This window comes from Pseudomonas sp. AMR01 (assembly GCF_041946035.1).
GTDB lineage: Bacteria > Pseudomonadota > Gammaproteobacteria > Pseudomonadales > Pseudomonadaceae > Aquipseudomonas > Aquipseudomonas antarctica_B.
The window spans coordinates 61526-87653 of the sequence record NZ_JAUTYR010000002.1; the positions used below are offsets into that span (position 1 = coordinate 61526).

At 61.0% G+C, this 26128-nt stretch carries 28 protein-coding genes; 18 read left to right on the forward strand and 10 right to left on the reverse strand.

What is annotated here, in order from left to right:
- Window positions 1-32: 32 nt before the first annotated feature.
- Window positions 33-374 carry a hypothetical protein gene (locus Q7C20_RS02170; protein ID WP_375065005.1) on the forward strand — a complete coding sequence of 114 codons (342 nt, stop codon included), beginning with the start codon at window positions 33-35 and terminating at the stop codon, window positions 372-374.
- Here the strand turns inward: Q7C20_RS02170 and trxA are convergent.
- The 3 genes from trxA to Q7C20_RS02185 all read right to left on the reverse strand — a co-directional run bounded on the left by trxA (window position 371) and on the right by Q7C20_RS02185 (window position 2423).
- Entirely contained in the window at window positions 371-1243 is an 873-nt protein-coding gene (gene trxA, locus Q7C20_RS02175; RefSeq protein ID WP_375065007.1) for a thioredoxin, read from the reverse strand. The two genes, Q7C20_RS02170 and trxA, sit on opposite strands and share 4 nt — an antisense overlap.
- Before the next feature lie 71 nt (window positions 1244-1314).
- The gene (locus Q7C20_RS02180; protein WP_375065009.1) at window positions 1315-1971 is read right to left on the reverse strand and encodes a methyltransferase; all 657 of its coding nucleotides are present in this window, start codon (window positions 1969-1971) and stop codon (window positions 1315-1317) included.
- Window positions 1968-2423, reverse strand: coding sequence for a YbaY family lipoprotein (locus Q7C20_RS02185; RefSeq protein WP_348056160.1), 456 nt, complete (start codon window positions 2421-2423; stop codon window positions 1968-1970). The genes Q7C20_RS02180 and Q7C20_RS02185 overlap by 4 nt, the downstream gene beginning before the upstream one ends.
- 141 nt (window positions 2424-2564) lie before the next feature.
- Between Q7C20_RS02185 and nrdR the strand changes: the two genes are divergently transcribed.
- The 10 genes from nrdR to Q7C20_RS02235 all read left to right on the forward strand — a co-directional run bounded on the left by nrdR (window position 2565) and on the right by Q7C20_RS02235 (window position 10016).
- Window positions 2565-3029: a transcriptional regulator NrdR gene (gene nrdR / locus Q7C20_RS02190; protein ID WP_348056162.1), complete on the forward strand. Its 465-nt coding sequence runs from the start codon at window positions 2565-2567 to the stop codon at window positions 3027-3029.
- The gene (gene ribD / locus Q7C20_RS02195; protein WP_375065012.1) at window positions 3026-4162 is read left to right on the forward strand and encodes a bifunctional diaminohydroxyphosphoribosylaminopyrimidine deaminase/5-amino-6-(5-phosphoribosylamino)uracil reductase RibD; all 1137 of its coding nucleotides are present in this window, start codon (window positions 3026-3028) and stop codon (window positions 4160-4162) included. The genes nrdR and ribD overlap by 4 nt, the downstream gene beginning before the upstream one ends.
- Before the next feature lie 46 nt (window positions 4163-4208).
- Window positions 4209-4871 (forward strand): riboflavin synthase, encoded by a 663-nt coding sequence (locus Q7C20_RS02200; RefSeq protein WP_375065014.1) that lies wholly within the window; start codon window positions 4209-4211, stop codon window positions 4869-4871.
- A gap of 16 nt (window positions 4872-4887) precedes the next feature.
- A complete protein-coding gene (gene ribBA / locus Q7C20_RS02205) occupies window positions 4888-5979 on the forward strand; it encodes a bifunctional 3,4-dihydroxy-2-butanone-4-phosphate synthase/GTP cyclohydrolase II (RefSeq protein ID WP_375065016.1) in 1092 nt (363 codons plus the stop codon).
- Between the two features lie 88 nt (window positions 5980-6067).
- On the forward strand, window positions 6068-6544 hold the full coding sequence (gene ribE / locus Q7C20_RS02210) for a 6,7-dimethyl-8-ribityllumazine synthase (protein ID WP_003194576.1): 477 nt from the start codon (window positions 6068-6070) through the stop codon (window positions 6542-6544).
- A complete protein-coding gene (gene nusB, locus Q7C20_RS02215; RefSeq protein ID WP_348056170.1) occupies window positions 6541-7041 on the forward strand; it encodes a transcription antitermination factor NusB in 501 nt (166 codons plus the stop codon). The genes ribE and nusB overlap by 4 nt, the downstream gene beginning before the upstream one ends.
- A gap of 19 nt (window positions 7042-7060) precedes the next feature.
- A complete protein-coding gene (gene thiL / locus Q7C20_RS02220) occupies window positions 7061-8017 on the forward strand; it encodes a thiamine-phosphate kinase (protein WP_375065020.1) in 957 nt (318 codons plus the stop codon).
- A gap of 180 nt (window positions 8018-8197) precedes the next feature.
- Entirely contained in the window at window positions 8198-8815 is a 618-nt protein-coding gene (gene ribA, locus Q7C20_RS02225) for a GTP cyclohydrolase II (protein WP_348056174.1), read from the forward strand.
- Window positions 8812-9231, forward strand: a complete 420-nt coding sequence (locus tag Q7C20_RS02230) for an MFS transporter (RefSeq protein ID WP_348056176.1) — start codon at window positions 8812-8814, stop codon at window positions 9229-9231. Before ribA ends, Q7C20_RS02230 begins: the two co-directional genes overlap by 4 nt.
- On the forward strand, window positions 9228-10016 hold the full coding sequence (locus Q7C20_RS02235) for a cobalamin-binding protein (protein ID WP_375065023.1): 789 nt from the start codon (window positions 9228-9230) through the stop codon (window positions 10014-10016). Before Q7C20_RS02230 ends, Q7C20_RS02235 begins: the two co-directional genes overlap by 4 nt.
- A gap of 97 nt (window positions 10017-10113) precedes the next feature.
- Here the strand turns inward: Q7C20_RS02235 and Q7C20_RS02240 are convergent, their stop codons facing one another.
- The 7 genes from Q7C20_RS02240 to ycaC form a co-directional block, all read right to left on the reverse strand.
- On the reverse strand, window positions 10114-12012 hold the full coding sequence (locus tag Q7C20_RS02240; protein WP_375065025.1) for a TonB-dependent receptor domain-containing protein: 1899 nt from the start codon (window positions 12010-12012) through the stop codon (window positions 10114-10116).
- A 153-nt stretch (window positions 12013-12165) separates the two neighbouring features.
- Entirely contained in the window at window positions 12166-14064 is a 1899-nt protein-coding gene (dxs, locus tag Q7C20_RS02245) for a 1-deoxy-D-xylulose-5-phosphate synthase (RefSeq protein WP_348056182.1), read from the reverse strand.
- Between the two features lie 111 nt (window positions 14065-14175).
- Window positions 14176-15063 (reverse strand): (2E,6E)-farnesyl diphosphate synthase, encoded by an 888-nt coding sequence (gene ispA / locus Q7C20_RS02250; protein WP_375065027.1) that lies wholly within the window; start codon window positions 15061-15063, stop codon window positions 14176-14178.
- Window positions 15060-15302 carry an exodeoxyribonuclease VII small subunit gene (locus Q7C20_RS02255; RefSeq protein ID WP_003176346.1) on the reverse strand — a complete coding sequence of 81 codons (243 nt, stop codon included), beginning with the start codon at window positions 15300-15302 and terminating at the stop codon, window positions 15060-15062. The genes ispA and Q7C20_RS02255 overlap by 4 nt, the downstream gene beginning before the upstream one ends.
- 77 nt (window positions 15303-15379) lie before the next feature.
- On the reverse strand, window positions 15380-16519 hold the full coding sequence (locus Q7C20_RS02260; protein ID WP_375065030.1) for a Fic family protein: 1140 nt from the start codon (window positions 16517-16519) through the stop codon (window positions 15380-15382).
- A gap of 210 nt (window positions 16520-16729) precedes the next feature.
- Window positions 16730-19912, reverse strand: a complete 3183-nt coding sequence (locus Q7C20_RS02265; protein ID WP_375065032.1) for a hypothetical protein — start codon at window positions 19910-19912, stop codon at window positions 16730-16732.
- 311 nt (window positions 19913-20223) lie between these two features.
- A complete protein-coding gene (gene ycaC, locus Q7C20_RS02270) occupies window positions 20224-20856 on the reverse strand; it encodes an isochorismate family cysteine hydrolase YcaC (protein ID WP_348056190.1) in 633 nt (210 codons plus the stop codon).
- A gap of 335 nt (window positions 20857-21191) precedes the next feature.
- Between ycaC and Q7C20_RS02275 the strand changes: the two genes are divergently transcribed.
- From Q7C20_RS02275 to Q7C20_RS02305, 7 genes are all read left to right on the forward strand, one after another.
- Window positions 21192-21773 carry a YjfI family protein gene (locus tag Q7C20_RS02275; RefSeq protein WP_375065034.1) on the forward strand — a complete coding sequence of 194 codons (582 nt, stop codon included), beginning with the start codon at window positions 21192-21194 and terminating at the stop codon, window positions 21771-21773.
- Between the two features lie 17 nt (window positions 21774-21790).
- Window positions 21791-22489 carry a PspA/IM30 family protein gene (locus Q7C20_RS02280; RefSeq protein WP_375065036.1) on the forward strand — a complete coding sequence of 233 codons (699 nt, stop codon included), beginning with the start codon at window positions 21791-21793 and terminating at the stop codon, window positions 22487-22489.
- A gap of 151 nt (window positions 22490-22640) precedes the next feature.
- Window positions 22641-23201, forward strand: a complete 561-nt coding sequence (locus tag Q7C20_RS02285) for a rhomboid family intramembrane serine protease (protein ID WP_375065038.1) — start codon at window positions 22641-22643, stop codon at window positions 23199-23201.
- Between the two features lie 64 nt (window positions 23202-23265).
- A complete protein-coding gene (locus Q7C20_RS02290) occupies window positions 23266-24300 on the forward strand; it encodes an ion channel (RefSeq protein ID WP_375065040.1) in 1035 nt (344 codons plus the stop codon).
- Window positions 24287-24949 (forward strand): DUF2491 family protein, encoded by a 663-nt coding sequence (locus tag Q7C20_RS02295; RefSeq protein WP_348056200.1) that lies wholly within the window; start codon window positions 24287-24289, stop codon window positions 24947-24949. Before Q7C20_RS02290 ends, Q7C20_RS02295 begins: the two co-directional genes overlap by 14 nt.
- 15 nt (window positions 24950-24964) lie before the next feature.
- Complete coding sequence (locus Q7C20_RS02300) at window positions 24965-25393, forward strand: DUF350 domain-containing protein (RefSeq protein ID WP_348056202.1); 429 nt, start codon at window positions 24965-24967, stop codon at window positions 25391-25393.
- Between the two features lie 18 nt (window positions 25394-25411).
- A complete protein-coding gene (locus Q7C20_RS02305; protein ID WP_375065043.1) occupies window positions 25412-26125 on the forward strand; it encodes a DUF1190 domain-containing protein in 714 nt (237 codons plus the stop codon).
- The last annotated feature ends 3 nt before the right edge of the window (window positions 26126-26128 follow it).

Sequence of the window (26128 nt, forward strand, 5' to 3'; positions counted from 1 at the left end):
ATGCTTGTCGGAAAAGTGTGGGAGTAAACGCGATGTTACGAATTCGTGGAACCGTCGGCGACTTGCCGGTGGACCTGACCCTGGAGCTGGACGACGGCGATTGGGCGCGGCTGGGCGCGCAGTTGAAGGCGGCCCCTGTGGCCAGCGAGCTGGCAGCGGCGCCGGTCAAGCAAAACGATGACCTGTGGCAGAACGCACAGGACCTGTTGCGCAATGCCGGGCAACTCAGCGGCCTGGAATTAATCGATCAATTGGAAGGGTTGGCCGGCGATGCCGCGTCAGGCAAGCGCCTGCTGGTGCGCCTGCGCCACAGTTCAAACGTAAAAGTGGTCAGCGGCGGGGATACGCCGCTGTACAGCTGGATCGGCGATTAATACAGCGCGGCAAATAATTTGCGACGGTAAACGGTCACCAGCGGATGGTCGTTACCCAGCAGCTCGAACACCTGCAGCAAGGTCTTGTGCGGCAAGCCTTCGCTGTAGCTGCGATTGCGGACAAACAGCTTGAGCAAGCCTTCCAGCGCCGCGTCGTATTGCTGGCGCGCCAGTTGCTGAATGCTCAGTTGATAGGCCGCTTCATCGTCCTGCGGGTTTTGCCCCAGGCGGCTTTTCAGGTCGGCAGCGTCTGGCAGGTCGGCGGCCTGGCGCAGGAAGGTGATCTGCGCCTTGGCCCCGGCCAGCGCGGCTTTGTGGTCATCGCTTTTGACCGCGTCGAGCACGGCCTGGGCTTCGCCCAACTCACCGCGTTCGGCCAGGCAGCGCGCGTACAGGATCAGCGCGGCGGCGTTGGTGTTGTCCTCACCCAGCAAGGCAACCAGCAGCGCTTCGGCGTCGCTGATACGGCCCTCGGCGAATAGTGCCTGAGCCTGCTCAAGCGGATCGGCAGCCGCGGGTGGCGGCATCTTCACATGCGGTTCCAGCATCGCCCGCACCGCCGACTCCGGCTGCGCCCCGGCAAACCCGTCCACCGGCTGGCCGTCCTTGAATAGCACTACTGTCGGCAAGCTCTGAATACCAAAACGCGCGACGATGTCCTGCTCGGCTTCGCAATCAACCTTGGCCAGCAGCAGCTCGCCCTGATAACTCTCGGCAATTTGCGCCAGCATCGGCATCAACGCCTTGCACGGCGCACACCACTCGGCCCAGAAATCCACCAGCACGGGTTTTTCGAATGAGTTCTGAATCACGGCCTGGTCGAAGGTCGCGGTGGTGGCGTCGAAGATGTACGGCGTGGGCTCACTCATGGGGCGTCTCGAATAAAGCGGGAATGGGGCAACTATAAGGGCTGGCGCGGGCGGCTGAAAGCGCGATGGCCTCAAGAACGCCGCGAATGGTACAGGCTCACCTTGCGAAACTCCCAAGGCTCGGCTAGATCCGGCAGCGTCATCGCATCAAGAATTTCCAGGCGCTTGTAAGCCGGGTGCTGGAAGTCTCTTACCCGCGAATCCGCCACCAGCGCTTCACGGCCACGGCTGAGGAAGTGATCCAGCAACGGCAGGTTGGCGCGGTCGTAGAGCACATCGGCGACCAGGATCAGGTCGAAGCGATCGGCTTCGGCGAAAAAATCTGCTGAATATTTCAGCTCGACACCGTTGAGTTCGGCATTCGCCCGGCAAGACGCCAGCGCCAGAGGATCAAGGTCGCAGGCCACCACTTCCAGGGCGCCAGCTTTGACGGCCGCAATGGCAGCCACGCCGGAGCCGGCGCCGAAGTCCAGCACGCGCTTGCCAGCGACCCACTCGGGGTTTGCCGCAAGGTAACGCGCCAGTGCGAGGCCGCTGGCCCAGCAGAAACTCCAGTAGGGCGGTTCATGCAGGATGCGCCGGGTTTCTTCCTGGCTGAAGGCGCGGTCCATGTTGTCCGCATCCAGCAGCCACAACGACAGCTCGGTGCCCGGCAGAGGGCAGGGCACCAGGTGCGCGTCGCCGATCAGTTTGCTCAACGCGGCTTGCAGGTCCAGCGGTGGCGTCATGGTGCCTTGACGAATTGCAGGGGGCCGGTGGTCTGAGTGATCGCTTGAGTGATGCGCACGGCGGGCAGGTGCAGGATCAATTGGCCGGACTGGCTGGCGCGGCCACGCAGTTCAACGCGGGCGCCGGCGGGGAAGGCTTCCGGGTTGAAGCGCAGACGGAAGGCTATGGGCTTGCCATTGCCGGTCAATACGCTGCTGGCGAGCAGTTGCTGTGGGCGGTTGCGCTCGTCGATCACCAACAACGCCATTTCGACTTCGGCATTGGCCGGCACGCCGTTGAGGATGCCGCTGATTTCGCGCTGAAACGCCGGCAGTGGGCCGAGTTCTTCAATGCCGGGCACTTTTTTCTCTTGGGCGGGCGTCGGTTGAGGGGCGGCAGGCTTGGGGGCAGGGCTGCTGCAGGCGACCAGAACACTGAACAGGGTGAGTAAAACAAGTGGTCGTAACTGCATGTACGGCTCCAGAAAGGGCAAAATCCGTGGCTTTGAAATAAACAAACATAGTAAGCCTGCCTATATACCGTAAAGGCTATGGCTTGTCTTGCGACGGGGATGCGCTACCATGGCCCTCCCTTTATTTGTTGCCTGCCAACCATGCACTGTCCCTTCTGCGGTGCCAACGACACCAAGGTCATTGACTCGCGTCTGGTCGCCGAGGGCGATCAAGTGCGTCGCCGGCGCGAATGCCTGGCCTGCGGTGAGCGTTTCACCACCTTCGAAACCGCCGAACTGGTGTTGCCGCGTCTGATCAAGTCCGACGGCAGCCGCCAGCCCTTCGACGAAGACAAACTGCGCGCCGGTATGCAGCGCGCCCTGGAAAAACGCCCGGTGAGTGTCGAGCGGCTGGAAGCGGCGCTGGTGCATATCAAGCACAAGCTGCGTGCCACTGGCGAGCGCGAGGTCAAGAGCCTGGTGGTGGGAGAACTGGTGATGGGCGAGCTGCAAAAGCTCGACGAAGTCGCCTATATCCGTTTCGCCTCGGTGTATCGACGCTTCCAGGACCTCAATGAGTTCCGCGAAGAAATCGACCGCCTGGCCCGTGAGCCACACAAACAATGACCCAGCCGTCTGCCGAACAAGCCGTGCTCGACGCCCATTACATGGCCCGCGCCCTCGAACTTGCGCGCAAGGGCCTGTACACCACCCACCCCAACCCTCGGGTTGGCTGCGTGATTGTGCGTGACGGGCAGATCGTCGGCGAAGGCTGGCATGTGCGCACCGGTGAACCCCATGCCGAGCCCAACGCCCTGCGCGCCGCAGGCGACAAGGCGCGTGGCGCGACGGTGTACGTGACCCTCGAGCCGTGCAGCCACCACGGGCGCACGCCGCCGTGCGCCGATGCGCTGGTGAGTGCCGGCGTCGCGCGCGTGGTGGCCGGCATGCAGGACCCGAACCCGGAAGTGGCGGGGCGCGGCATGCAGCGTCTGGCTCAGGCCGGTATCGAAACCCGCAGCGGCGTGCTGGAAAAAGAAGCGCGCGCGCTCAATCCGGGTTTCCTTAAACGCATGGAACACGGCCTGCCGTTTGTTCGGGTCAAGCTCGCGATGAGCCTGGACGGTCGTACCGCCATGGCCAGCGGCGAAAGCCAATGGATCACCGGCCCGGCTGCCCGCGCTGCAGTACAACGCCTGCGGGCCGAGGCCAGCGTGGTGCTGACCGGCGCCGACACGGTGTTGGCCGACGGCGCGCGCTTGACCGTGCGCGCCGCCGAGCTGGGCCTGGATGAAGAAACCACCGCGCTGGCCATGTCGCGCCCGCCGTTGCGTGTGTTGATCGATGGCCGCCTGCGCGTGCCGCTCAATGCACCGTTCTTCAAGGCCGGCCCGGCACTGGTCATCACTTGCGTGACCGCAGAAAACCAGTTTCCCCGTGGCCCCGAGTGCCTGGTGGTGCCGGGCGTTGAAGGGCAGGTTGACCTGCGCTCTGCCTTGGTGGCGCTGGCCGCCCGTGGCGTCAACGAAGTGCTGGTGGAAGCCGGCCCCAGCCTCGCAGGCGCGTTCGCCCAACAAGGGCTGGTGGACGAATACGTGATTTTCGTCGCCGGCAAGTTCCTCGGCTCCGCCGCCAGGCCTTTGCTGGACTGGCCGCTTGAGAAACTGGCCGACGCCCCCCAACTCAAGATCATTGACATGCGCGCTGTAGGCGACGACTGGCGAGTCACTGCCATACCGCTTCCACCAGCGAGCGTATAATTCTGACCGGGCGCTCAAGCGCCCGTCCCGTTTTCAGGAGAAGGCCATGTTCACCGGCATTATCGAATCCATCGGCAGCATTCGCGCCATGACCCCCAAAGGTGGCGACGTACGCCTGCTGGTTGAGACCGGCAAGCTCGACCTCGGCGACGTCAAGCTGGGCGACAGCATCGCCGTCAGCGGCGTGTGCCTGACCGTTATCGAGTTGCCGGGCAACGGTTTTGCTGCCGATGTCAGCCGGGAAACCCTGGACTGCACCGCGATGAACGATCTTGCGGCCGGCAGCCCGGTCAACCTGGAAAAAGCCCTGACCCCGACCACCCGCCTGGGCGGTCACCTGGTCAGCGGCCACGTCGACGGCGTCGGCGAAGTGGTTTCTCGCAGCGAAAACGCGCGTGCCGTGGAATTCCGTATCCGCGCACCTAAAGAGCTGGCCAAGTACATCGCCCACAAAGGCTCGATCACCGTTGATGGCACCAGCCTCACCGTGAACGCCGTGAATGGCGCCGAATTTGAACTGACCATCATTCCCCACACCCTCAGCGAAACCATCATGGCGTCGTACCAGTCCGGTCGCCGGGTGAACCTGGAAGTGGACTTGCTCTCCCGTTACCTGGAACGCCTGTTGTTGGGCGACAAGGCCGCAGAGCCAACCAGCAGTAACATCACTGAAAGCTTTTTGGCCGCCAACGGCTACCTTAAATCCTGACCCAAGGGGGTGCCGCGTGGCGCTCAACAGTATCGAAGAACTGGTTGAAGACATCCGCCAAGGCAAGATGGTCATCCTCATGGATGACGAAGACCGCGAGAACGAAGGCGACATCATCATGGCCGCCGAAGCGTGCCTGCCTGAGCACATCAACTTCATGGCCAAGCACGCCCGCGGGCTGATCTGCATGCCCATGAGCCGTGAGCGCTGCGAACTGCTCAAGCTGCCGTTGATGGCGCCGCGCAACGGGTCGGGTTTTGGCACCAAGTTCACCGTGTCCATTGAAGCAACCACCGGCGTCACCACCGGTATTTCTGCGGCTGACCGCGCACGCACGGTGCAAGCCGCCGCCGCGAAAGACGCCAAGGCTGAAGACATCGTCAGCCCCGGCCACATCTTCCCGCTGATGGCCCAGCCGGGCGGTACCCTCGCGCGTGCCGGCCACACCGAAGCCGCCTGCGACCTGGCGCGCATGGCCGGTTTCGAGCCGAGCGGCGTGATCTGCGAAGTGATGAACGACGACGGCACCATGGCCCGTCGTACTGAACTCGAAGCGTTTGCCGCCGAACACAACCTCAAGATCGGCACCATTGCCGACCTGATTCACTACCGCATGATCCACGAACGTACCGTTCAGCGGATTGCCGAGCAGCCGCTCGACAGCGAATTGGGCCACTTCAATTTGGTGACCTACCGTGATTCAGTGGAAGGCGACGTGCACATGGCACTGACCCTGGGCAGCATTTCTGGCGAAGAACCGACGCTGGTGCGCGTGCACAACATGGACCCGTTGCGCGACCTGTTGATGGTCAATCAACCCGGCCGCTGGAGCCTGCGCGCCGCCATGTCTGCGGTTTCCAAGGCCGGCAGCGGTGTGGTGTTGTTGCTCGGTAACCCGGTGGATGGTGACGTGCTGCTTGCGCATATTCGCGAAACCGCCGAGCACACGCAGATCAAAACACCGACCACCTACAGCATCGTCGGTGCCGGTTCGCAGATCCTTCGTGACCTCGGCGTGCGCAAAATGCGCCTGATGAGCGCACCGATGAAATTTAATGCGATATCCGGTTTCGATCTGGAAGTTGTAGAATACGTGCCCTCCGAATAAAGGCTGGCGATTTTTGCGCCTTGTTCGCGGTAAAAACATCATTGAGGGACGCACTTTTCGCGTCCCTGCTCTTTAAGAGATTTGTCGAATGACCCTGAAGACCATCGAAGGTACCTTCATCGCCCCCAAAGGCCGCTACGCACTGGTTGTTGGCCGCTTCAACAGCTTCGTGGTTGAAAGCCTGGTGAGCGGTGCCGTGGACGCCCTGGTTCGCCACGGTGTGAGCGAAAGCGATATCACCCTGATCCGTGCCCCTGGCGCCTTCGAAATTCCACTGGTTGCGCAGAAAGTTGCACAGCAGGGTGAATACGCAGCGATCATCGCCCTCGGCGCGGTCATTCGTGGCGGTACGCCGCACTTCGAATACGTGGCAGGCGAATGCACCAAGGGCCTGGCCCAGGTGTCCATGGAGTTCGGCGTACCCGTCGCTTTCGGCGTGCTGACCGTGGATTCCATCGAGCAAGCCATTGAGCGCTCCGGCACCAAGGCCGGCAACAAAGGCGCTGAAGCGGCCTTGTCCGCCCTGGAAATGGTTAGCCTGCTGTCGCAACTGGAGGCCAAATGATTTCCGACGAGAGCGATCGTTTCAATCCTCGCGACGAGCGTCCAGCCGGCGCCGGCAAGCCGTCCAAAAACGAGAAGCGCCGCGCTGCTCGTCAATTGGCCACCCAGGCGCTGTATCAGCGTCAGATGGCCGGTGCATCGCTGAACGAAATCGAAGCGCAGTTTCGCGTCGATAACGACTTCACCTTCGCTGACCTGCCGTACTTTCACGACATCCTGCACGGTGTGTATGCGCACCTGACCGAGATCGACACGGCCCTGGCACCTTGCCTGGACCTGACCATCGAAGAGCTGGACCCGGTTGAACTGTGCGTGATGCGCCTGTCCACCTGGGAACTGCTGCATCGCGTCGACGTGCCGTATCGCGTGGTGATCAACGAAGGCATCGAACTGGCGAAAGTCTACGGTTCGACTGACGGCCACAAGTTCGTCAACGGTGTGCTCGACAAGCTGGCGCCGCGCCTGCGTGAAGCCGAAGTGAAGGCGTACAAGCGCTGATTTGCGCTTGAGCGGCCAAATGGGCGAGTTTGAGCTGATCCGCAACTACTTCGCCGCCGCGCCATGTGCGCAGGGCGGCGAAGGCATTGCCCTTGGGATCGGCGATGACTGCGCCTTGCTGGCGCTCCCCGCTGGGGAGCAATTGGCAATCTCCACCGATACCTTGGTGGCCGGCGTGCATTTTGCCGACCCCTGCGATCCCTTTCTGCTTGGCCAGCGCTCGCTGGCCGTGGCAGTCAGCGATCTGGCCGCCATGGGCGCCAACCCCCTCGCGTTTACCCTTGCACTCACTACCCCGACGGTCGACGCCGATTGGCTGCAACGCTATGCCCAGGGTTTGAACGCCATGGCGCAAAGCTGCGGCGTAGGCCTGATCGGTGGCGACACCACGCGCGGGCCGCTGAGCCTGACCCTCACCGTGTTTGGCCGCGTGCCGGCCGGCCAGGCGTTGACGCGCAGCGGTGCGCAACCGGGTGACCTGCTGTGTGTGGGCGGCGTACTGGGAGACGCCGCTGGCGCCTTGCCGTTGGTACTCGGCCAGCGCAGCGCTGAGGCCGCCATCGCCGAGCCGCTGCTGGCGCATTACTGGTCGCCGCAACCGCAACTGGCGCTGGGCTTGGCGCTTCGTGGCAAAGCGACGTCTGCAATGGATATTTCCGACGGGCTTTTGGCCGATTGCGGGCATATCGCCAGGGCGTCGGCCGTCAGCCTGGTGATCGAGCGTCAGACGCTGCCGTTGTCAGCGGCCTTGCTGGCGTTTGTCGGCGATGACGCAGCCCGCGTGGCCGCGTTGAGCGGGGGCGACGACTACGTGTTGGCGTTCACCCTGCCACCTGCCGAACTGGCGCCGTTACTGGTGGGCGGTTGGCCGATCCACGTGATTGGCCGGGTCGAGGCCGGGCAGGGCGTGACGTTGCTCGACGCCGATGGGCAAAACATCACCCCGACCGTCCACGGCTACCAGCATTTTCGCTAGACACACACCGCTGCTGTTCTTCGCGCGTGTCGGCCGCTTTGCGCGCCCTCACTTGCATAGAACCGGGGCGAAGGCCAATCGAACCGATTGATCTTTATCAGCGATAATTCAGCTTAAGCGTGTGCAGGAACCTGCTGTTACAATGGCGCCCTCTGTGAAATCTGAAATCAGGAGCACACGGTGCCCGTCGTTTTCGTCGCCGCTTCCAAGCTGCCTACCCCTTTTGCCACGTTCACCATGAACGGCTTTCTCGAAGAAGCCACGGGTCGCGAGCACGTTGTGCTCAGCCTGGGCGACATCGCCGATGGCGCGCCGGTGCTTGGCCGCGTGCACTCCGAGTGCCTGACCGGTGACGCGCTGTTCAGCCAACGCTGTGACTGCGGCTCGCAACTGGAAGCGGCCATGCGCGCCATCGCCCGTGAAGGCCGTGGCGTGTTGCTGTACTTGCGTCAGGAAGGCCGAGGCATTGGCCTGATGAACAAGATTCGCGCCTACGAGCTGCAAGACGGCGGCGCCGACACCGTGGAAGCCAACGAGCGCCTGGGCTTCGCCGCTGACCAGCGTGACTACGCCATCTGCCTGCCAATGCTCGAATACCTGGGGGTCAAGTCCCTGCGCCTGATGACCAACAACCCGCGCAAGGTCAAAGCCTTGACCGAGATGGGCATCACCGTCGCCGAGCGCGTGCCGCTGCACACCGGGCACAACCCGCACAACAAGCTGTACCTGGCGACCAAAGCCAGCAAGCTCGACCATATGATGGGCAATGAGCATCAGGGCGAGGTTGACCGCGCGTGACCCGTGGCCAGGTGAAACGGCGACTGTCCCTCAACTGGTGGCAGTACCTGGCCCTGGCAGTGCTTCCGCTGTTCGTGCTTAACCTGGTATTCGGCCACGCCCAATCCCTGCTTCCCGTGTTAGCCATGCCGTTTTTTATCGCCGGCGTGGCCTCGATGTTTCTGAGCCTGCGTTATTTTCACGGCTACAAACACGCGCTGATCGCCACCTCAAAAGCCCTCGATACTCCCGAAGAACCGGCTGCCTGGATCACCCTCGCGGCCCGTCGGCGCACGGCCTTGCTGGTTGCCGCGCTGCCAGCCTGGATCGGCGCGCTGGCCGTGTTCGTCGGCCTGGAAGCCGTGCCGCTGTTTCTGCTGGCGCTGTCGACGCTGGTGCTGTTTTACCTCTATCGCATCCCGCGTCAGTTGGGATGAAGCGCCACTGGCTGGCGGTTCTGCTGCTGGCCTTCAGCGCCCAAACGTTGGCGGTCGAGCGTGTGGTCAGCCTGGCGCCGTCGCTGTCTGAAATCGTCGTCGAACTGGGCGCTGCCGATGTGCTGGTGGGCGTGCTCGACGGCGGCGAGCGGCCGGCAGCGTTGGCGAGCGTGCCTTCGGTGGGGCATTACGGCCAGTTGGACATTGAGCGATTGCTCAGCCTCAAGCCTGACTTGATCCTGCTGTGGCCCGGCAGTGTGGGGCCAGCGCAGCGTGCACAGTTGCACCGCCTGAACATTCCCGTCTACGTGGCCGAACCCCATACCCTTGAGCAACTGACCACTCAGGTTCAAGCAATTGCCGGGCAATTGGGGCGCGCTGATGCCGGCCGAAAACTGGCCGCACAGTTACGTCAGCGCCTGGCCGAGTTGCGCCAGCGTTATCGGCGTGACGAGCCATTGCGGGTGTTTTACCAGGTGTGGAACCAGCCGCTGTACACCGTCGGCGGCGGGCAGATCATCAGCGATGCGCTGACGGTGTGCGGGGCGCGCAATGTGTTCGATGACCTCAAGCTGCCCGCGCCGCAGGTAAATATTGAGTCGGTGTTGCAGCGAAATCCCGAGTTGATCCTGGTCGGTGATCAGGCCCGGAAGGATGACTGGAAAGTCTGGCCGGGGATGGCGGCGCGAGTGCGAGTGGTTCCGGACAAGGGCCTGGAGCGGCCCAGCGGGCAGATGCTGGAGGCGGTGGCGAGGTTGTGTCAGGTGATATCGCCTGACCTGTGAGACCGCTATCGCAGGCAAGCCAGCTCCCACCTTTTGAATGTATTCACAGATCAAATGTGGGAGCTGGCTTGCCTGCGATGAGGCCGGTACTGCCCATTCAGATTTCGGGTGTCCAAGTGACCCCAAACATCCACACCCGACCCTCTTCGCGGTAGTTCTGATTGTTCTCGTAATTGGGATCCTGATAGCTGTACATCGCCCGCGCATAAGCCTTGTCCAGCAAGTTATCCACCTTCACCGACCACACCACTTCCCGACTCACCGCCCAACTGCCGCGCAACCCCAGCAACCCATAACCGCCCAGGCGCTGGGTGTTTTGTGCGTCGTCATAGCTGGAGCTGACCGCCTGCCAGCTTGCTCCAACGCCCAGTTTGTCGAACTGTCGATCCAGGTCCAGGCTCAGCGTACGCCGCGCCCTGCGCTCCAGGGTGTGGCCGTTCTGTCGATCACGCGGGTCAATCATTGAAAGCCCCAGGTTGCCTTGCCAGCCGAACAATTCTTGCTTGAGCGCTGCTTCGAAGCCATTGATCCGGGCCGATGCCACGTTGCGCGGAATGTAGAAATCCAGCTGTTGCGCAACGATGGCGTCCTTGAGGTCGGTGCGATACAGCGAGGTTTCCAGGCGCGTTGTCTCAGTCAGTTGACTGCGCCATTGCAGCTCATAGCTCTTTGAATGCTCTGGCTTGAGGTTGGGGTTGCTGCTGGCGGGGTAATACAGGTCGTTAAAGCTCGGCGCACGGAAGCCTTCGCTGTAGGACAGCAACAGATCGTTGTCTGGATTGAGTGGCAGGGTGAGGGTGCCGCTCCAGGTGTTCTTGCTGCCAAACTGCTGGTTAGTGTCGTGGCGCAGGCCCAACTCGATGGAAAACCGTTCGGCCGCGAAGCGATGCTGGATAAACGCCGCGCGGTTCCAGCGGCTGTCCTCGTCAAATTCAGTGGTGGCGCGCACCCGGTCCTCGTACCAGTCGCCGCCGAGGATCAGGCTGTTACGGTCATCCAGGCTCAAGTCGTTCTGCCAGTTCAGCGAGTCGCGGTAGGTGTTGAAGGCGCTGCCCTCGTCACTCAGGTGGTCGCGCTTCTTGTCGCGGTTCTCGCTGTGGCCCAGCTCCAGTCTGGTCTGCCAGCGGTCGTTGAGCTTGGCGTCGACATAGCCACTGGCGCTGCTCACCGTGTAGTCGGTGTAGGGCTTCTGGCCGACGGTTTCGAACATGTTGACGTAGCGCCCGAATGGATTGTCATAGTCCGACTTGCCCTGGCCATCCAGCAGGTTGAAACCGACTTCCACCTCATCGCTCAATGAGTGGCTGAGGTTCAGGCTCAGGGACGTATTGCGGTAGGCGTCATGATCGCCATCGGTGGCAAAAGACTCGTGGGTCCAGTTCATACCTTGAGTTTCATCCAGGCTGGCACCCAGGTTGAAGCGGGTGCGTTCATCGCCGCCGGATAGGCCGAGGCTGCGCTCCCAGGTCTGGTTGCTGCCAAAGCCCAGGTGCAGGCGTGGGTGAACACCCGCCTGTGCAGTGCGCCGAGTGAAAATCTGGATAACCCCGCCAATCGCATCACTGCCGTAGATCACCGAGCGTGAGCCGCGCAGCACTTCTACCCGCTCAATCTGATCGACGCTCAAATACTGCAACCCACTGTCACCCGAGGTAGCATTAGCGATGCGCTGGCCGTCCACCAGCACCAGGCTCTGGGCGGTCTTGGTGCCACGGATGAAGATCCCCGGCAAACTGCCACGCCCACCGGTGGACGCCACTTGCACGCCGGGCACGCGGCTGAGCAGGTCGGTCACGCTGCTGGGTTGCAGGCGGTCGATGTCGGCGCGGGTGAACACGGTGTTGGCGGCACTGCTGTCGTTGCGCGCCTGCACCTGACGGTTGGCGCTGATGACCACGTCGGGAAGTTTCAGAGCGTCGTCGCGCTCGAAGGTGTCGGCCAGCAGGTCGGCGGCGGGGAGCAGCAGCAAGGGCAGGGCGAGGCGAAGGCGGGTCATGGGCTGTCCGTAGCATTCAGCAGTCATACAAAACAATGTGGGAGCTGGCTTGCCTGCGATGCAGCCACCTCGGTGTTTCAGTAACACCGAGGTGATGCTATCGCGGGCAAGCCAGCTCCCACAGGTTGATCCAGTTTCTACCGGGAGACCGGGTTACAGGCCCAGCAGCACCCTGCGCTCGCGCACTGATGCCTCGATCCCGGCCTCATCCAGCCCACACTCAGCCAGCATTTGCGCGGGCTTGGCGTGTTCGACATACATATCCGGCAAGCCCAAATGCAGCACCGACTTGAGGATATTCTCCCGCGCCAGGAACTCACTGACTGCCGCGCCGGCACCGCCCATGATTGCGTTTTCTTCGACGGTCACCAGCAGCTCATGACTGCCGGCGATGTCGCGTACCAACGCTTCATCCAGCGGTTTGACGAAGCGCATGTCGACCACGGTGGCGTCGATCTTCTCGGCGACTTTGAGGGCTTCGGCCAGCTGCACGCCGAATACCAGAAACGCAACGTTGCTGCCCTGGCGACGCACGATGCCCTTGCCGATTTCGATAGGCTCAAGGTCCTTTTCGATCAGCGCATTCGGGCCGTTGCCACGCGGGTAGCGCACGGCGGCCGGGCCGTTGTAGAGGTGGCCGGTGCTGAGCATTTTGCGCAGTTCGTTTTCGTCGCTCGGCGTCATCACCAGCATGCCGGGGATGCAGCGCAGGTAAGACAAGTCGAAACTGCCGGCGTGGGTCGGGCCGTCTTCGCCGACCAGGCCGGCGCGGTCGATGGCGAACAGCACGTCGAGGTTCTGCACCGCGACGTCATGCACCAACTGGTCGTAACCGCGTTGCAGGAAGGTGGAATAGATCGCCACCACCGGCTTGGCGCCTTCGCAGGCCATGCCGGCGGCAAACGTCACCGCGTGTTGCTCGGCAATCGCCACGTCAAAGTAGCGCAGCGGGAAACGCTCGCTGAACGCCACCAGGTCGGAGCCTTCCTTCATCGCCGGGGTAATGCCCACCAGGCGCGAGTCGGCGGCGGCCATGTCGCACAGCCATTCGCCAAACACGCCGGAATACTTCGGCCCGCTGGCTTTCTTCGGCGCGGCGGCCGGAGCGTCCAGGGGTTCGAGCTTGGTGATGGCGTGGTAACCAATCGGGTCGACTTCCGCCGGGGCGAAGCCTTTGCCTTTCTTGGTGACGACGTGCAGGAACTGCGGGCCCTTGAGGTCACGCATGTTGCGCAGCGTGGCGATCAGGGTGGGCAGGTCATGGCCGTCGATCGGGCCGATGTAGTTCCAGCCCAGCTCTTCGAACAGGGTGCCGGGCACCAGCATGCCCTTGGCATACTCTTCGGTGCGTCGAGCAATTTCCCACGCGCCGGGCAGACGCGAGAGCACCTTCTTGCTGCCTTCGCGCATGCTGGCATACGTGCGGCTGGAGAGAATTTTTGCCAGGTAATTCGACAGCCCGCCCACGTTGCGCGAAATCGACATGTCATTGTCGTTAAGGATCACCAACATGTTGGCGTCCACTTCCGGCGCGTGGTTCAGCGCTTCGAAGGCCATACCGGCGGTGAGCGCGCCATCACCAATCACCGCAATCGCCTTGCGATCGCTGCCTTGCAGGCGGGCGGCAATGGCCATGCCCAGCGCTGCACTGATGGAGGTGCTGGAATGGCCGACGCCAAAGGTGTCGTACTCGCTCTCGGCGCGACGCGGGAAGGCGGCAACGCCGTCCTTCTGGCGCAGGGTGCTCATGCGCTCGCGGCGGCCGGTGAGGATTTTATGCGGATACGCCTGATGGCCCACGTCCCACACCAGCCGGTCGTCCGGGGTGTCGAACACGTAATGCAGGGCGATAGTCAGCTCGATGACGCCCAAGCCGGCACCGAAATGCCCACCGGTCTGGCCGACCGTGTAGAGCAATTCCAGGCGCAACTCATCGGCCAGGGTTTCCAGCTCGGCTTCACCCAGTCGACGCAGGCCGTCCGGCGTGGCAGCACGGTCGAGCAGGGGCGTAGACGGGCGCTTGCGGGGAATCTCTTGAAACGTCGTGGGCATCAGGCGAATCGTTATAGGTATAAGAAGAGGCGGCAGTTTACCTCAAGCATCGCAAACTGCCCACGCGGAGCGCCGAACTTGGCCGATTTGCGGCTGCAATGGCCGCTGTTATCAGTGGCGGCGTTCGACGATATACCGCGCCAGGTCACGCAGTGGCTCGGCCGCTGCGTCGAAAGGTCGCAGGGCATGCAGCGCTTGATCGCGCAATTCCAGGGCGTAGGCCTTGGCGGCGTCCAGCCCGAGCAGCGCAGGGTAAGTCGGTTTGTCGCGTGCGATGTCGGCGCCCTGGCGTTTGCCCAGGGTGGCGGTGTCACTTTCTACGTCGAGAATGTCGTCTTGCACCTGAAACGCCAGGCCGACGGCGCGAGAGTAGGTCTGCAAGGCGGCCAACTGCGAGGCTTCGGCGCGGCCACTGGCCAAGGCGCCCAGTTCCACGGCCGCTTCAATCAGCGCGCCGGTCTTGTGGCGATGCATGTGTTCAAGGGCTTTTTGATCCAGCTTGAGGCTGACCGAACCCATGTCGATGGCTTGCCCGCCGACCATGCCGGCCGGGCCTGCGGCCTGGGCGAGTGTCGTGACCATGCGCAGGCGGATCTCGGCGTTGACGCTGCTTAAACGCGGGTCCAGCAATGCGCTGAACGCCAGGCTCTGCAGGCCGTCGCCGGCCAGAATCGCATAGGCTTCATCAAACGCTTTATGGGTAGTGGGCTGGCCGCGACGCAGGTCGTCGTCGTCCATGGCCGGTAAATCGTCATGCACCAGGGAATAAGCGTGAATCAGCTCCACCGCACAGGCGGCGCCATTGGCCTGCTCGGCCGACGCACCCAGCGCCTCGCACGCGGCATACGCCAGCAACGGGCGCACGCGCTTGCCGCCATTCATCACGCTGTAGCGCATGGCTGCATAGAGGCGGTTCATCTCCGGGCTTGGCGCAACAAACAAGGGCTCCAGCGCCGCATTTACCCGGGCTTGGCTACTGGCCTGATACGCGTCGATCATTCCGGCTGTTCCGCATCGAAAGGTTCTTCGGCCAACTCCCCGTCACGCTCAAGCAGCACCTGGACCTTCTGCTCCGCCTGCGCCAACGCGCTCTGACAGTCGCGCGTCAGGCCGATGCCTTGCTCAAACGCCGTCAACGAGTCCTCCAGCGACAACTCGCCGTTCTCCAGACGCTCGACCAATGTTTGCAGGTCGGCGAGGGATTGTTCGAAATCGAGTGCAACTTTTTTGCGGGCCATGGCGGCTATTCCGGTAGACGGTAAACCGGCGCGACACTAGCAGACATGGGGGATTGGGGCAAATAAGTGGGGGTGGCTCATTCGCCTCTGTCATTGATTTGATACCGCGTGCTGCGGCCTGCGCCGGCCGACCGTACCAGGCAGTTTTTTTCCAGCAGGTCCGCCAGATGGCGTGTTGCGGTCGCCTTGGATACCTTCGCCACAGCTTGATACTGCGAGGCACTAATGCCGTGTTCAAAGCCCTTTTCGCCACCGTCCAGCAGCCGGTTGAGCACTTTGATTTGCTCAGAGGACAACACAATGTCGCGGTGCTGTTGCCAGAACCGGGTTTTGTCCAGCACCCGGTCAATCCGCGCCATTGCCTGCTGAAGGCTGCGCAGCAGGGTGCTGAGGAACCACTTCAGCCATTCAGTGATATCCAGTGATGCCTTTTGGCTGGATTCCAATGCATGGTAATAGCCGGCACGATCCTCAAGGATGGCGGCCGACAGGGCATAAAAGCGGATGGCGTGATGGTCGCCCTGTGCCAACGCAAGGTCGGCGATGGCGCGGGTCAGGCGGCCATTGCCATCATCGAAAGGGTGCAGGGTGACAAACCAGAAGTGCGCAACGCCTGCGCGTATAAACGGGTCCAGCTCGGGCTGGTCGCGACTGGCTTCGAACCATTCCAGGAATTCATCCAGCGCTTTGCCCAGCCCCAGGCGCGATGGCGCTTCGAAATGCACCGTTGGGCGGTCAAGTCGACCCGACACCACCTGCATCGGCTCATCGCCCCTTAACGATCCGACGTTGAGCGCTCGCGTGGTAAAGCCTTCTTCAGGCTCCGGAAACAGCAAGTGGTGCCAACTCAATAGACGAGCGAGGGTAAATGGCTGTGCGAATTGCTGGGTGGCGTCCATCAGCAGTTCGGCAAGGCCCTCACTGCGACGGCTCACCTGGCCGTCATCCAGCGCCGCCAGGCCCAAGCGTCGGGCTAGAGACGACCGCACAGAACACACGTTCAACTGCTCACCCTCAATGGCCGACGACGTCAGGACATTTTGCAGCAGCGCATCCAGTTCATTCTGTGCAGTCACCGCCTGACCGACGCTACCGAGCATACCCAACAGCCTGCCTTGGGTTTGCCCGCACTCGCGTAACAAGGCTGCCAGGCGCTCAGGTTGCCAGTGGAAATGGGGCCAGTCAGCGTGTTGCCAGATCCAGAACGGAGGGGCCATAGAGAATTCCCTAAGGGTGTGAGCCGAATAGACGGGTTATTCGGCTCATTTAGTGAGCCGATTGTGCTTCCTATTCGGCTCAGCGTCCACTTGGCCGCCCACTATCAACCCGCGCCATCAGGAATTGGCCTGTTGCTGTGCAAGCGCAAAAATGGAGGGCCGGCTGATCAGGGCGGGCGTCAAGTTCGCTGGATAACGGCCTGCATGAAATCAGGCTGTTTTCTTGCCACCCGCATCCATATCCGTACTGCCCCAAGGCCGCCAGTCATCGGTATGGCGCTCGCTGCCATGCGGCCCGCTTGAACTGGTGCCGCCCGCCAGGAATTTCTCCCACAGGTTCTTGCTGTCGGGGTCGCTGTCTTTGTGCAGGTGGGGCGCCAGTCGTGCCAGAGAACTGCCTTTCTCGTCTTCGGTTTCCTTGAAGTGTTTCCACTCATCCGACTGGTACTCGAACATCGACTTGTCGTCCGGCGCGTCTCGGCCGCCATACATATAAGTGGCGTAACGGGCGTATTCGAGCTTGTCGCCCCAGTCTTCCTTGGTCACGCCGGCGGCGGCGAGGTCTTTGAAGAACTTGCCTTGGGAATCGGTGAGTTTTTGCAATTTTGCGTGTTCGACCGCCTCGGCAATCAGCGTGGCTGCAACCCCGAAGATCACGCCTGCCACGGCGAAAACCGGGCCTGCAACACGGGCACCGATGGCAAGCCCACGTACAACTGTCGCGGCAACATCACCGGCCAGTTTCCCTGCCAGGTGAGCGCCTTTGGGGGCGAACATCGCGATGGTATTGGCGATCGCCATGCCGGTACCGGATGCACCTGAGCCCAGTGTGAAGGCCGCGTCGGTTTTTTCCAGCGCGGTCTTGGCGGTTTTCAGTTTGCGCGCGCCGGAAACGATGTCCATCACGCCGCCGGTCAAGTCCAGGCCGGCACCTCCCATAAAGCGCAGGAACGAGCGCCCGGAGGCGATGGCGATTTCGGATTTTGAAGCCGGGTTGCTTTTGCCGGGAATGTCCTTGACGCCCATCTGTTCGCCAAGGGCTTTGGCGGCGCTGTCGTACTCCTTGACCTCATCGGCCGACAGGTTGCCCACGTCGAGATTCTTCAGGGTTTCGGAGGACTCCTTCACGCGCGTACTGATGGATGCGGCCAGTGCGTCAGATTTTTCAGTGGCTTTCTTGCCCCAGATATCCGGCAGGTTCTCATCGATCAGGCCAAGCCATTCAGTGGCTTTGATTTTGGGCGGGCCTTTGCCGTCTGTGTCCACCGCAGGGTCATAGGCTTTAGTGCCTCCCAGGGTTTCTACAATGTTCGAACCGAATTTGAGGAAGTCATTGGTAAAGCTCAAGCCTGAGACCAGGTCTTTCGCGGCGGCGATTTTCTGGTCGTCGGTCATGTTGCCGCCGCCATTGGCCAGTTGCAGGGCGCCGCTGACCAGGTTCATGGTGCCCGCCATGGCACTGAGCCCGCCGGTGGAGCTGGCGGTGTGCAGTACCGTCTTCAAGGAACCGGCGGTCGCCTCGCGATTGGCGCCCAGGCCTTTTAATTGGGTGTCGACCACCTTGTCGATGGCTTTTGGGTCCCCACTGGCGGCAGCGAGGCGAACCGCTGCTGCGATCTGTTTGTTTTCCTCCGGGGTCAGGCCTTTGATATGGCCGTCGAGGATGTCGATCTCATCCTTCATCTTTTTGTACATGTCGTACGCTTTGTCGCCCTTGTCCAGCCCACCGAGGGCGGCGTTGATACCACCCTTGACCATCGTGAACGTGGCTTTCAGCCCGCTCTCGGCATTTTCCGGCGACACCTTGTCGGGGTTTTCCATGTAGGTGTTGAGTTGGTGCGTCATCATGTTCTGGTCGAAGGTCTGACGGCGCGCGGTGTAGCTGTCGGGTTCCAGAATACGCAGCGACTCGAAATACCGATCGACGTCCAGCTCGGCTGTTTCGGATTTTTTTGGATCGCCCGAGTCGTTCATGGCGATCACATAGTCTTCGAAGTTCAAGTTGGCATCACGGGTGCCGTCGTTGAAAAGTGCCGGGAATACTTGCTCGCGTACTTCATTCAAGCGTTCTTCCGACAAACTGCCGACACTCTTCTTTAGTTCGGCGTCATAACGGTCCTTAATTCCTTCCTTGCCCATGAGCGTGGAAATTTCTTTGGCAAGTTTATCCTCGTCGACCATCTCTTTGACGTCTTCGCCATTCAGCTTGGTCGGGCTCTTATCCGTTTCGCGGTAAGTGCCGCTGCCCAGGTTAATACTTTCCGCGTAGCCGTACAGTTCGTAGCCGCTATCGAGCGCGGCCTGGGCGTCCATTAACTTGACGATCTTCGCTTCATCGGAGTCTTCGGTGAGTTTGCCGCTCTTGATGTCGTCGCGAATGGCCTGCACAAAGTTCTCGGCGGTCTGGCCACCCACGGTCTTGTCGTTGGGCAGTTCCATGTCCATCAGGCCTTCGGCGCCGAAGGTGGGGATGTTGTACTTGTCGCGCAGCGCCTGTACGTCTTGCGGCTCGTCGGGCGGCGCGGCCTTGTCGGTATGGGTTTTTTCCTTGACGTGCACCAGGTCGCCCTTGAGGCTGGAATAACCGTACTTGCCAAAGTCTTGCAGGCGGCCGGCTTCGGTGCCGTGGCGAGCTTCTTTCTTGGAGGTGAAGCCATCGATCTTGTCGTTGTCTTTGTCCCTGGCGGCGAAGCCCGTCAGCAACTTGCCGTTTTCATCAATGCCGACCACGTGTTCCAGCACCTGGGTGGCGCGGTAGGCGGCGTCGGCATCCTTTTCGAAATCACCGACTTGCTTCTTCAGGTTTTCTTTCACATCGCTCTGGTTACCCAGGTTTCTCAGCAGCGGTGTGGCGTCGATGATCTCTTTGGCAGAGCGCGTGTCACCGTCGGGGCGCTTCTGCTTGTCGCCCAAATCAGACTTCACCACCTCGCCGCGCAGGCTTGAATAACCGTACTTGCCAAAGTCCTGCAGGCGGCCTGCTTCGGTGCCGTGCCGGGCTTCGCCGTCTTTGGTGAAACCGTCGATGCTGTTATTGCCGACGTTCTCGCCTTTGGTCAGTTTGCCGTCTTCGTCGATGTACTCGACATGCTCCAGCACTTTGGACGCGCGATACGCCGCATCGGCGTCTTTTTCAAAATCGCCGACTTGTTTCTTGAGGTTGTCCTTGACCCCGCTTTGGTTGCCCAGTTGGGCGAGCAGCGGCGTGTCCTTGATGATTTGCTCTGCTGAACGGGTGTCACCTTCGGGGCGCTTTTGGCCTTTGCCAAGCTCATCCGTTGGTTTGGGTTTGGGCGCTGTTGACGCTTTCTTAACCGACTTTTCCCAGGCAGCGACGGTGGTTTTATCAGTGCCCGCGGTGTCCTTTGGGGTGGTTTCTACCTTCGCTACCATGGTCATTCTCCTAAGTTAAGTGTCGCGCCAAACGTGTTTTATTCTTTTAATACGAACAGGGCTCTACAACTTCCCGGCACGTGCCAGGAACTTATTAGTCAATAACAAGAGCGGACCGCTAGTTGATGCGCGGCAGTGGCGATTGCAGTGATTCAGAGTGATCTGGAACTTAGCACGGGGAATTGGTTGATTCGCAAAGTCTTCACAACAATTCACAACGGAACGGGTCGTTTTAAAGCCTTGATCGGGTAAAACAAGCACACGCAAAAAAGCCTGCGGTTGAGCGCAGGCTTGTTATAGAGCGGTGTGGCTTAGTTCTGACGCGCAGTCAGCGCCGAGTAACCGTTCATCAGATTGCGGTAGTTCGGAATACGCTGGGACAACAAATTACCCAAGCCTTCCATGTCGTTGCGCCAGTCGCCCTGCAACTCACACGCCACCGAAAACCAGTTCATCAGTTGCGCACCGGCTTGCGTCATCCGGCTCCAGGCCGCCTGCTGCACCGTGGTGTTGAAGGTGCCCGAGGCATCGGTGACCACAAACACCTCAAACCCTTCCGCCAGCGCCGACAAGGTCGGGAACGCTACGCACACATCCGTGACTACGCCGGCAATGATGATCTGCTTACGGCCGGTGGCCTTGACCGCCTTGACGAAGTCTTCGTTGTCCCAAGCATTGATCTGGCCAGGGCGGGCGATGTACGGCGCGTCCGGGAATATTTCCTTCAACTCCGGCACCAGCGGGCCATTGGGGCCTTGCTCAAAACTGGTAGTGAGGATGGTGGGCAGGTTGAAGAACTTGGCCAGGTCGGCCAGGGCCAACACGTTGTTCTTGAATTCGTTGGGCGAGAAATCCTGCACCAGCGAGATCAGGCCGGTCTGGTGGTCGACCAGCAATACAATGGCGTCATCTTTGTTCAGGCGGCTGTTGGTTGGAGTGCTCATGGTTGAATCCTTTTTGTTTAAGTGGGTTTGGCGTTGCGTTCAACATGGGCACAGATTAATGGGTGGTCGAAGGGGGATAAATCGGCTGGAATGGGTAATACCGTCAACTCAAAAGCGACAATTCGATAAAAAGTAAGACAAAAAATCTCACGCGTGAGCTATTGAGCCTGACGGAAATAGCCTGTAGATTTTCTCACGCGTGAGTTTTTCACAACGAGGTGAGTACCATGAAAAGCAGCTCTCCATCGAGCCCGCCAGAAGGGCCCGATACCGATTCCGCAAGCCTTCAGGGAGAGCGCTTGAAACCGTCCGCGAAAAAGCCATCGAGCTTTTACATGAAGCAGATGCGCGCGGGCCTGGCGGCCGCCGGTTATGTGAAACACGAAACTTGGGTGCTTCCTGAAAACCGAAGCCTGCTCAAGCAGATGGAGAAACAGCTTCGCCAGCCGATTCTGGCTGGCTCATTCATGTCGGAGAATTTCATGAGCGCAGGTACCAACTGGAATATCGATCGCCTCTTCAGTGCGCTGCAGGCCCTGGACGACGTGGTCTCCAATGACATTACGCTTTCTCTGGTTCAAGGCTCCGATTCCAGCATCAAGCTGGAAATGAACGACTTCGGTGGCTTGCCGATTTACATCGCCGTGGTAGGTGAGCAAATCATCGTCGACACCGTTCTGGTGGACGTCGAGTCGATCAACGACGTAACGGCGTTCAACGACGCGGTGCTGCGCAGCCGGGAAATGTTCCCGCTGTCATCGATCGGTATCGAGTCAATGCCGAACGGGCAGGTTGTTTACAACATGTTCGGCGCGTTGAGCTCCGACTCCAGCCTGACCAACATCGTGACCGAGGTGAAAACCCTGGTCGACAACGTGCAGCGCGCAAGCGAAGCCTTCGAACGTTTCTTCAATTAAGTATTCGGGAGTATCCAATGACTCAGTCCATCTGGAGCAAATTGTTCACCGCGCTGCGTGGCGGTGCCAGCGAAGTCGGCGAATCCATCGTTGACCAGCAAGCCCTGCGCATCCTCGACCAGGAAATTCGCGATGCCGACACCGCACTGGCCAACGCCAAGCGCGAGCTGGTCAGCATCATGGCCAAGCACAAACTGGCGAATGATCGCGTGGGCGAGTACGACGCCAAGATCAAGGACCTGGAGTCCAAGGCAATGGCCGCCATTCAGGCCAACCGCGAAGACCTGGCCCTGGAAGTGGCTGAAGCCATTTCGACCCTGACCAACGAGCGCGACACCGAGCAAAAGCAGACCATCGAATTCGGTGGTTACGCTGAAAGCATGCGTAAGGACATCACCAAAGCTGAAAGCCGGATTAAAAGCCTGCGCCAGCAAGTGGACATGGCCAAGGCGCGCGAAAGCGTACAAAAGGCTCAGGTCAGCGCGTCCATCGCCAGCGGCGGTGCCAACGGCAAGCTGGAAACGGCCGTCGGTACGCTGAATCGCCTGCAAGCCAAACAGCAGCAACGCGCCGCTGAACTGCAAGCCCAGGACGAACTGGCCGAGGCCTCGACGGGCACCGACCTGGAACGCAAGCTGCGCGACGCTGGCATCACGCCGAACGAAGGCAGTGCCAATGCGATTCTGGAACGCCTGAAGCAAAAGTCGGCCGAGTAATAGAGCGAGCAACCGATAACCTGTGGCGAGGGAGCTTGCTCCCGTTGGACTGCGCAGCAGTCCCATTTTTCAGGGCCGCTACGCAGCCCAACGGGAGCAAGCTCCCGCGCCACAGTTCTTTAGCGGACCGGCATTCAACGTCGAGGTCAGGATGGACACCCTCAAGGGTTTCAAGACAATCGCAGGCCTGGCCCTGTTCATGTTCGCGCTGCAACTGCTCAACGTCGCGACCGGTTACAGCCTCATGGCGTTCGGGCTAATCCCGAGAACCGTGCAAGGGCTGCTCGGCATCCTCACCTCACCGTTTTTACACGCGTCCTTTGCGCACCTGAGCGCGAACCTGATTGCCTTTCTGGTGCTCGGCACGCTGGTCATCATTGAAGGCTTCAACCGATTCATCGCCGTCAGCGCGATCATTATTCTGCTCGGTGGCGCGCTGGTCTGGCTGTTCGGTTTTGCCGGCATACACATCGGTGCCAGCGGCTGGGTGTTCGGGTTATGGGCCTACCTGCTGTCCCGCGCCTGGTTTCACCGCAGTTGGAGCAACCTGATCACGGCGGCTGTGGTGGCGGTGCTGTATGGCGGTTTGATCTTTGGCTTTGTGCCGCGTCAGGGTATTTCGTTCGAGGGTCACCTGTTTGGTGCGTTCGCCGGATTTATTGCGGCCAAGGTACTTCTCTCCAGGCCGCGCAGCAGGTTTAATGCCGGCTGAACGCACTCGAGCCTACAGACGATGGCGTCTTCAGGATTCGGGTACCCAGGGAGTCAGGGGCTAGATGTCGATTTTTCTTTTGCTGCGTATGTACGCCTCCTCGCTCTTTCACCGCTTCGGCTGGGCAGGGCTGGTCGTCGCCTTGGGTGTACACCTGAGCACGGCTTATCTGGGCCTGATACTTCTGGGCGAGCAACACCTCACCGCCGCTGCCACGTTTATTTACTTCTACCTCACGACCACGCTAACTGTCGGCTATGGCGACCTCGCGCCGCAGACATCGGCCGGGCGAGTGTTCGTGGCCACCTGGGTCATGCTCGGGGGCATTGCGCTGCTGACGGCGGCCATCGGCAAAACCACCACCAGCGTTATCGATGCATGGAGAAAAGGCATGAAGGGCAAAGGTGATTTCACCGGCAAGGTCGGCCATACAGTGCTCATTGGCTGGGAAGGCGCGTCCAGCGAGCGGGTCATCGAGTTGTTGCTCCAGGATGAAACCTCGAACGACAACCTGATCGTCATTTGCGATTGCACCCTCGACGAAAACCCGATGCCGGGCAAAGCCGCGTTCATCCGCGGCGAAAGCCTGTCCTCCACCGCGTTACTGCTGCGCGCAGGCGTGCCCGGTGCCGAGCGCGTTCTGGTGCGAACCCCATCTGACGACCTGACGCTGGCCACCGTGCTGGCGGTGAATCAATTGAAGCCGGTCGGGCATGTCGTCGCCCACTTCAATGAAAGTGAAATTGCCGCACTCGCCAGCTCCTACGCCCCCAGCCTGGAATGCACTTCCAGCATGGCCATCGAGATGCTGGTGCGCGCCTCTCAGGACCCGGGCTCGTCTGTGGTCATCAACGAGCTGCTGTGCGTGGGCCAGGGCGCCACCCAATACCTGATGAAATTGCCCGAGGCCTTTGAAGCAAGCTTCGGCGATCTGTACACGCTGATGAAAGAACAGCACAACGCCACGCTCATCGGCTACCGCGCCAAGGGTGCCCAGCAACCGTCGATCAACCCGCCCGGCGCCACGCGCGTTGAAGGCGGCGAACTCTTCTATATCGCCTCCACCCGCCTGAAGGAAATTTCCAATGGGATGGCTTAAACAGTTGATGGGGCTTGAAGCCCCGAACGCGAATGCCGCGACGAAACCGACCTTGCCGGTTACCGGCCCGCTGGGCCTGGCGCCGGGCAAAGGCGTGATGTTCGACTCGACCCTCAAATTGTTGCTCGATGATAAAACCTCGGTGGTAATCCCCGGCTCCCAGGAAATCTGGAGCAACGGCACCGTTGACCTCGGCCAGTCCACCTGGCTGTCGCGCTATTACATGAACGACGAAGATTACTGGCTGCAGGTGCACACCACGGGCGACATCGCCGGGCAGGTCGAGTCGGTCATCCTGTTCAATTACCTGAGTTACGTCACTATCACCAGTGAAGCGGAACTGCGGCGACTGGCCGGCCCACAAAGCCTGATCGGCCTGCCGACTTACACCCACAACGGCGTTGAATACGCCCGCGTGTGGGGCAGCGAGCCTGGCCAGACAGAGCTGGTGGCGATGAGCGAACAGGTGATCAACCCCGAAGATTCCTACACCGTCGAGCACCGCTCAATGCTGTACGCCCGCGAAACGGGCCTGACCGATCGCCGAGAGTTTCTGCTGTTTTCCGTCGAAGAAGACGCTGAAGGCACCATCAGCCTGAGCACATCGCTGGGCATTTCGCTGTACACAACCGACTTGAATGCGCTCTAAAAAAGGAAGAAGTCCATGCTAGAAGCTCTCTCCATTTCCCTGAACAAAGCCGCCGTGCTCGGGTTTGTCACCTACCTGCTGGGCGCCGCGGTACTGTTCGGCGTGTTCCAGTTCATCTACACCCGCATCACCCCGCACAAGGAATTTGAACTGATCCGTGCCGGCAATGTGTCGGCGGCGGTCGCGCTGGGCGGCGCGATCATCGGTTTCGCGATTCCGGCCAGCAACGTGATTGCCTACTCAATCAGCATCCTCGACTTCGTCGTGTGGGCCGTCATCGCCGCCGTCGTCCAGCTGTTGGCGTTTCTGGTGACCAGCCTGGTGCTCAAAGGCACTTCCGAGCGCATCAAGAACGGCGAACTCGCAGCTGGTATTTACGTGGCAGCCGTGGCCATCAGCGTCGGCATGCTGAACGCCGCGTGCATGACGCCTTCCCAGAACTGATCCCGTACGGAGCTCCCGATGAAACGAAGCAAGTACGTCCAGCTCTCGCTGGCAGCGTCGGTCGCCATGGCGATTTCCGGCTGCGGGCCAACGGAAAAAACCTACGATTTGCAGAAGAAGTACAACTTCCAGTCGGTTCAGCAATGCGCCGATGAAAAGCTTCCGGTAGACGTCTGCTCGGACGCCTACATGACCGCCATGGCCGAGCACCGCCGCATCGCCCCGGTGTACGACAGCCAGGCCGAGTGCGACGCCGATTTTGTCGCCGACTGGTGCCAGCAAGACTCCGCCGGCAAATTCATCCCCAAGCTCGGCGGTTTCGAACTGACCGCTCAAGGCCAGGTGACCCAATCCCAAGTCGACGCGGCCAACGCTCAAGCGTCGGGCGCGCAAGCCAACAGTGGCGGCTCAGGCTTCTCCACCTCCAGCCTGCTGACCGGCCTGCTGATCGGCAACATGCTCAGCAGCAATCGCAACAGCTACCGCTCCGAGCCGGTGTACCGCTACCGCGATGATCGCGGCAATTACGGCTCCTCGACGCTCAACCAGCGCGTCTCGAATGGCGCCACCTTTGGCCGCTCGAACCAGGCCCGGTACGGCAGCAGCAGTTACTCCAACACGCTGCGCTCCTCCAACACGTCGAGCTCCGTGTCCTCGGCCACCTCCCGTGGCGGCTTCGGCAGCAAAGCCAGCGCCCGCAGCGGCTGGGGCGGCGGCGGGTCGAGCAGTTAAGGA

Bases quoted from the DNA above. Each gene is read 5' to 3' on its own strand.
- Q7C20_RS02170 (WP_375065005.1), top strand. From the start codon at position 33: ATGTTACGAATTCGTGGAACCGTCGGCGACTTGCCGGTGGACCTGACC.
- trxA (WP_375065007.1), bottom strand. From the start codon at position 1,243: ATGAGTGAGCCCACGCCGTACATCTTCGACGCCACCACCGCGACCTTC.
- Q7C20_RS02180 (WP_375065009.1), bottom strand. From the start codon at position 1,971: ATGACGCCACCGCTGGACCTGCAAGCCGCGTTGAGCAAACTGATCGGC.
- Q7C20_RS02185 (WP_348056160.1), bottom strand. From the start codon at position 2,423: ATGCAGTTACGACCACTTGTTTTACTCACCCTGTTCAGTGTTCTGGTC.
- nrdR (WP_348056162.1), top strand. From the start codon at position 2,565: ATGCACTGTCCCTTCTGCGGTGCCAACGACACCAAGGTCATTGACTCG.
- ribD (WP_375065012.1), top strand. From the start codon at position 3,026: ATGACCCAGCCGTCTGCCGAACAAGCCGTGCTCGACGCCCATTACATG.
- Q7C20_RS02200 (WP_375065014.1), top strand. From the start codon at position 4,209: ATGTTCACCGGCATTATCGAATCCATCGGCAGCATTCGCGCCATGACC.
- ribE (WP_003194576.1), top strand. From the start codon at position 6,068: ATGACCCTGAAGACCATCGAAGGTACCTTCATCGCCCCCAAAGGCCGC.
- nusB (WP_348056170.1), top strand. From the start codon at position 6,541: ATGATTTCCGACGAGAGCGATCGTTTCAATCCTCGCGACGAGCGTCCA.
- thiL (WP_375065020.1), top strand. From the start codon at position 7,061: ATGGGCGAGTTTGAGCTGATCCGCAACTACTTCGCCGCCGCGCCATGT.
- Q7C20_RS02235 (WP_375065023.1), top strand. From the start codon at position 9,228: ATGAAGCGCCACTGGCTGGCGGTTCTGCTGCTGGCCTTCAGCGCCCAA.
- Q7C20_RS02240 (WP_375065025.1), bottom strand. From the start codon at position 12,012: ATGACCCGCCTTCGCCTCGCCCTGCCCTTGCTGCTGCTCCCCGCCGCC.
- dxs (WP_348056182.1), bottom strand. From the start codon at position 14,064: ATGCCCACGACGTTTCAAGAGATTCCCCGCAAGCGCCCGTCTACGCCC.
- ispA (WP_375065027.1), bottom strand. From the start codon at position 15,063: ATGATCGACGCGTATCAGGCCAGTAGCCAAGCCCGGGTAAATGCGGCG.
- Q7C20_RS02255 (WP_003176346.1), bottom strand. From the start codon at position 15,302: ATGGCCCGCAAAAAAGTTGCACTCGATTTCGAACAATCCCTCGCCGAC.
- Q7C20_RS02260 (WP_375065030.1), bottom strand. From the start codon at position 16,519: ATGGCCCCTCCGTTCTGGATCTGGCAACACGCTGACTGGCCCCATTTC.
- Q7C20_RS02265 (WP_375065032.1), bottom strand. From the start codon at position 19,912: ATGGTAGCGAAGGTAGAAACCACCCCAAAGGACACCGCGGGCACTGAT.
- ycaC (WP_348056190.1), bottom strand. From the start codon at position 20,856: ATGAGCACTCCAACCAACAGCCGCCTGAACAAAGATGACGCCATTGTA.
- Q7C20_RS02275 (WP_375065034.1), top strand. From the start codon at position 21,192: ATGAAGCAGATGCGCGCGGGCCTGGCGGCCGCCGGTTATGTGAAACAC.
- Q7C20_RS02280 (WP_375065036.1), top strand. From the start codon at position 21,791: ATGACTCAGTCCATCTGGAGCAAATTGTTCACCGCGCTGCGTGGCGGT.
- Q7C20_RS02285 (WP_375065038.1), top strand. From the start codon at position 22,641: ATGGACACCCTCAAGGGTTTCAAGACAATCGCAGGCCTGGCCCTGTTC.
- Q7C20_RS02290 (WP_375065040.1), top strand. From the start codon at position 23,266: ATGTCGATTTTTCTTTTGCTGCGTATGTACGCCTCCTCGCTCTTTCAC.
- Q7C20_RS02295 (WP_348056200.1), top strand. From the start codon at position 24,287: ATGGGATGGCTTAAACAGTTGATGGGGCTTGAAGCCCCGAACGCGAAT.
- Q7C20_RS02300 (WP_348056202.1), top strand. From the start codon at position 24,965: ATGCTAGAAGCTCTCTCCATTTCCCTGAACAAAGCCGCCGTGCTCGGG.
- Q7C20_RS02305 (WP_375065043.1), top strand. From the start codon at position 25,412: ATGAAACGAAGCAAGTACGTCCAGCTCTCGCTGGCAGCGTCGGTCGCC.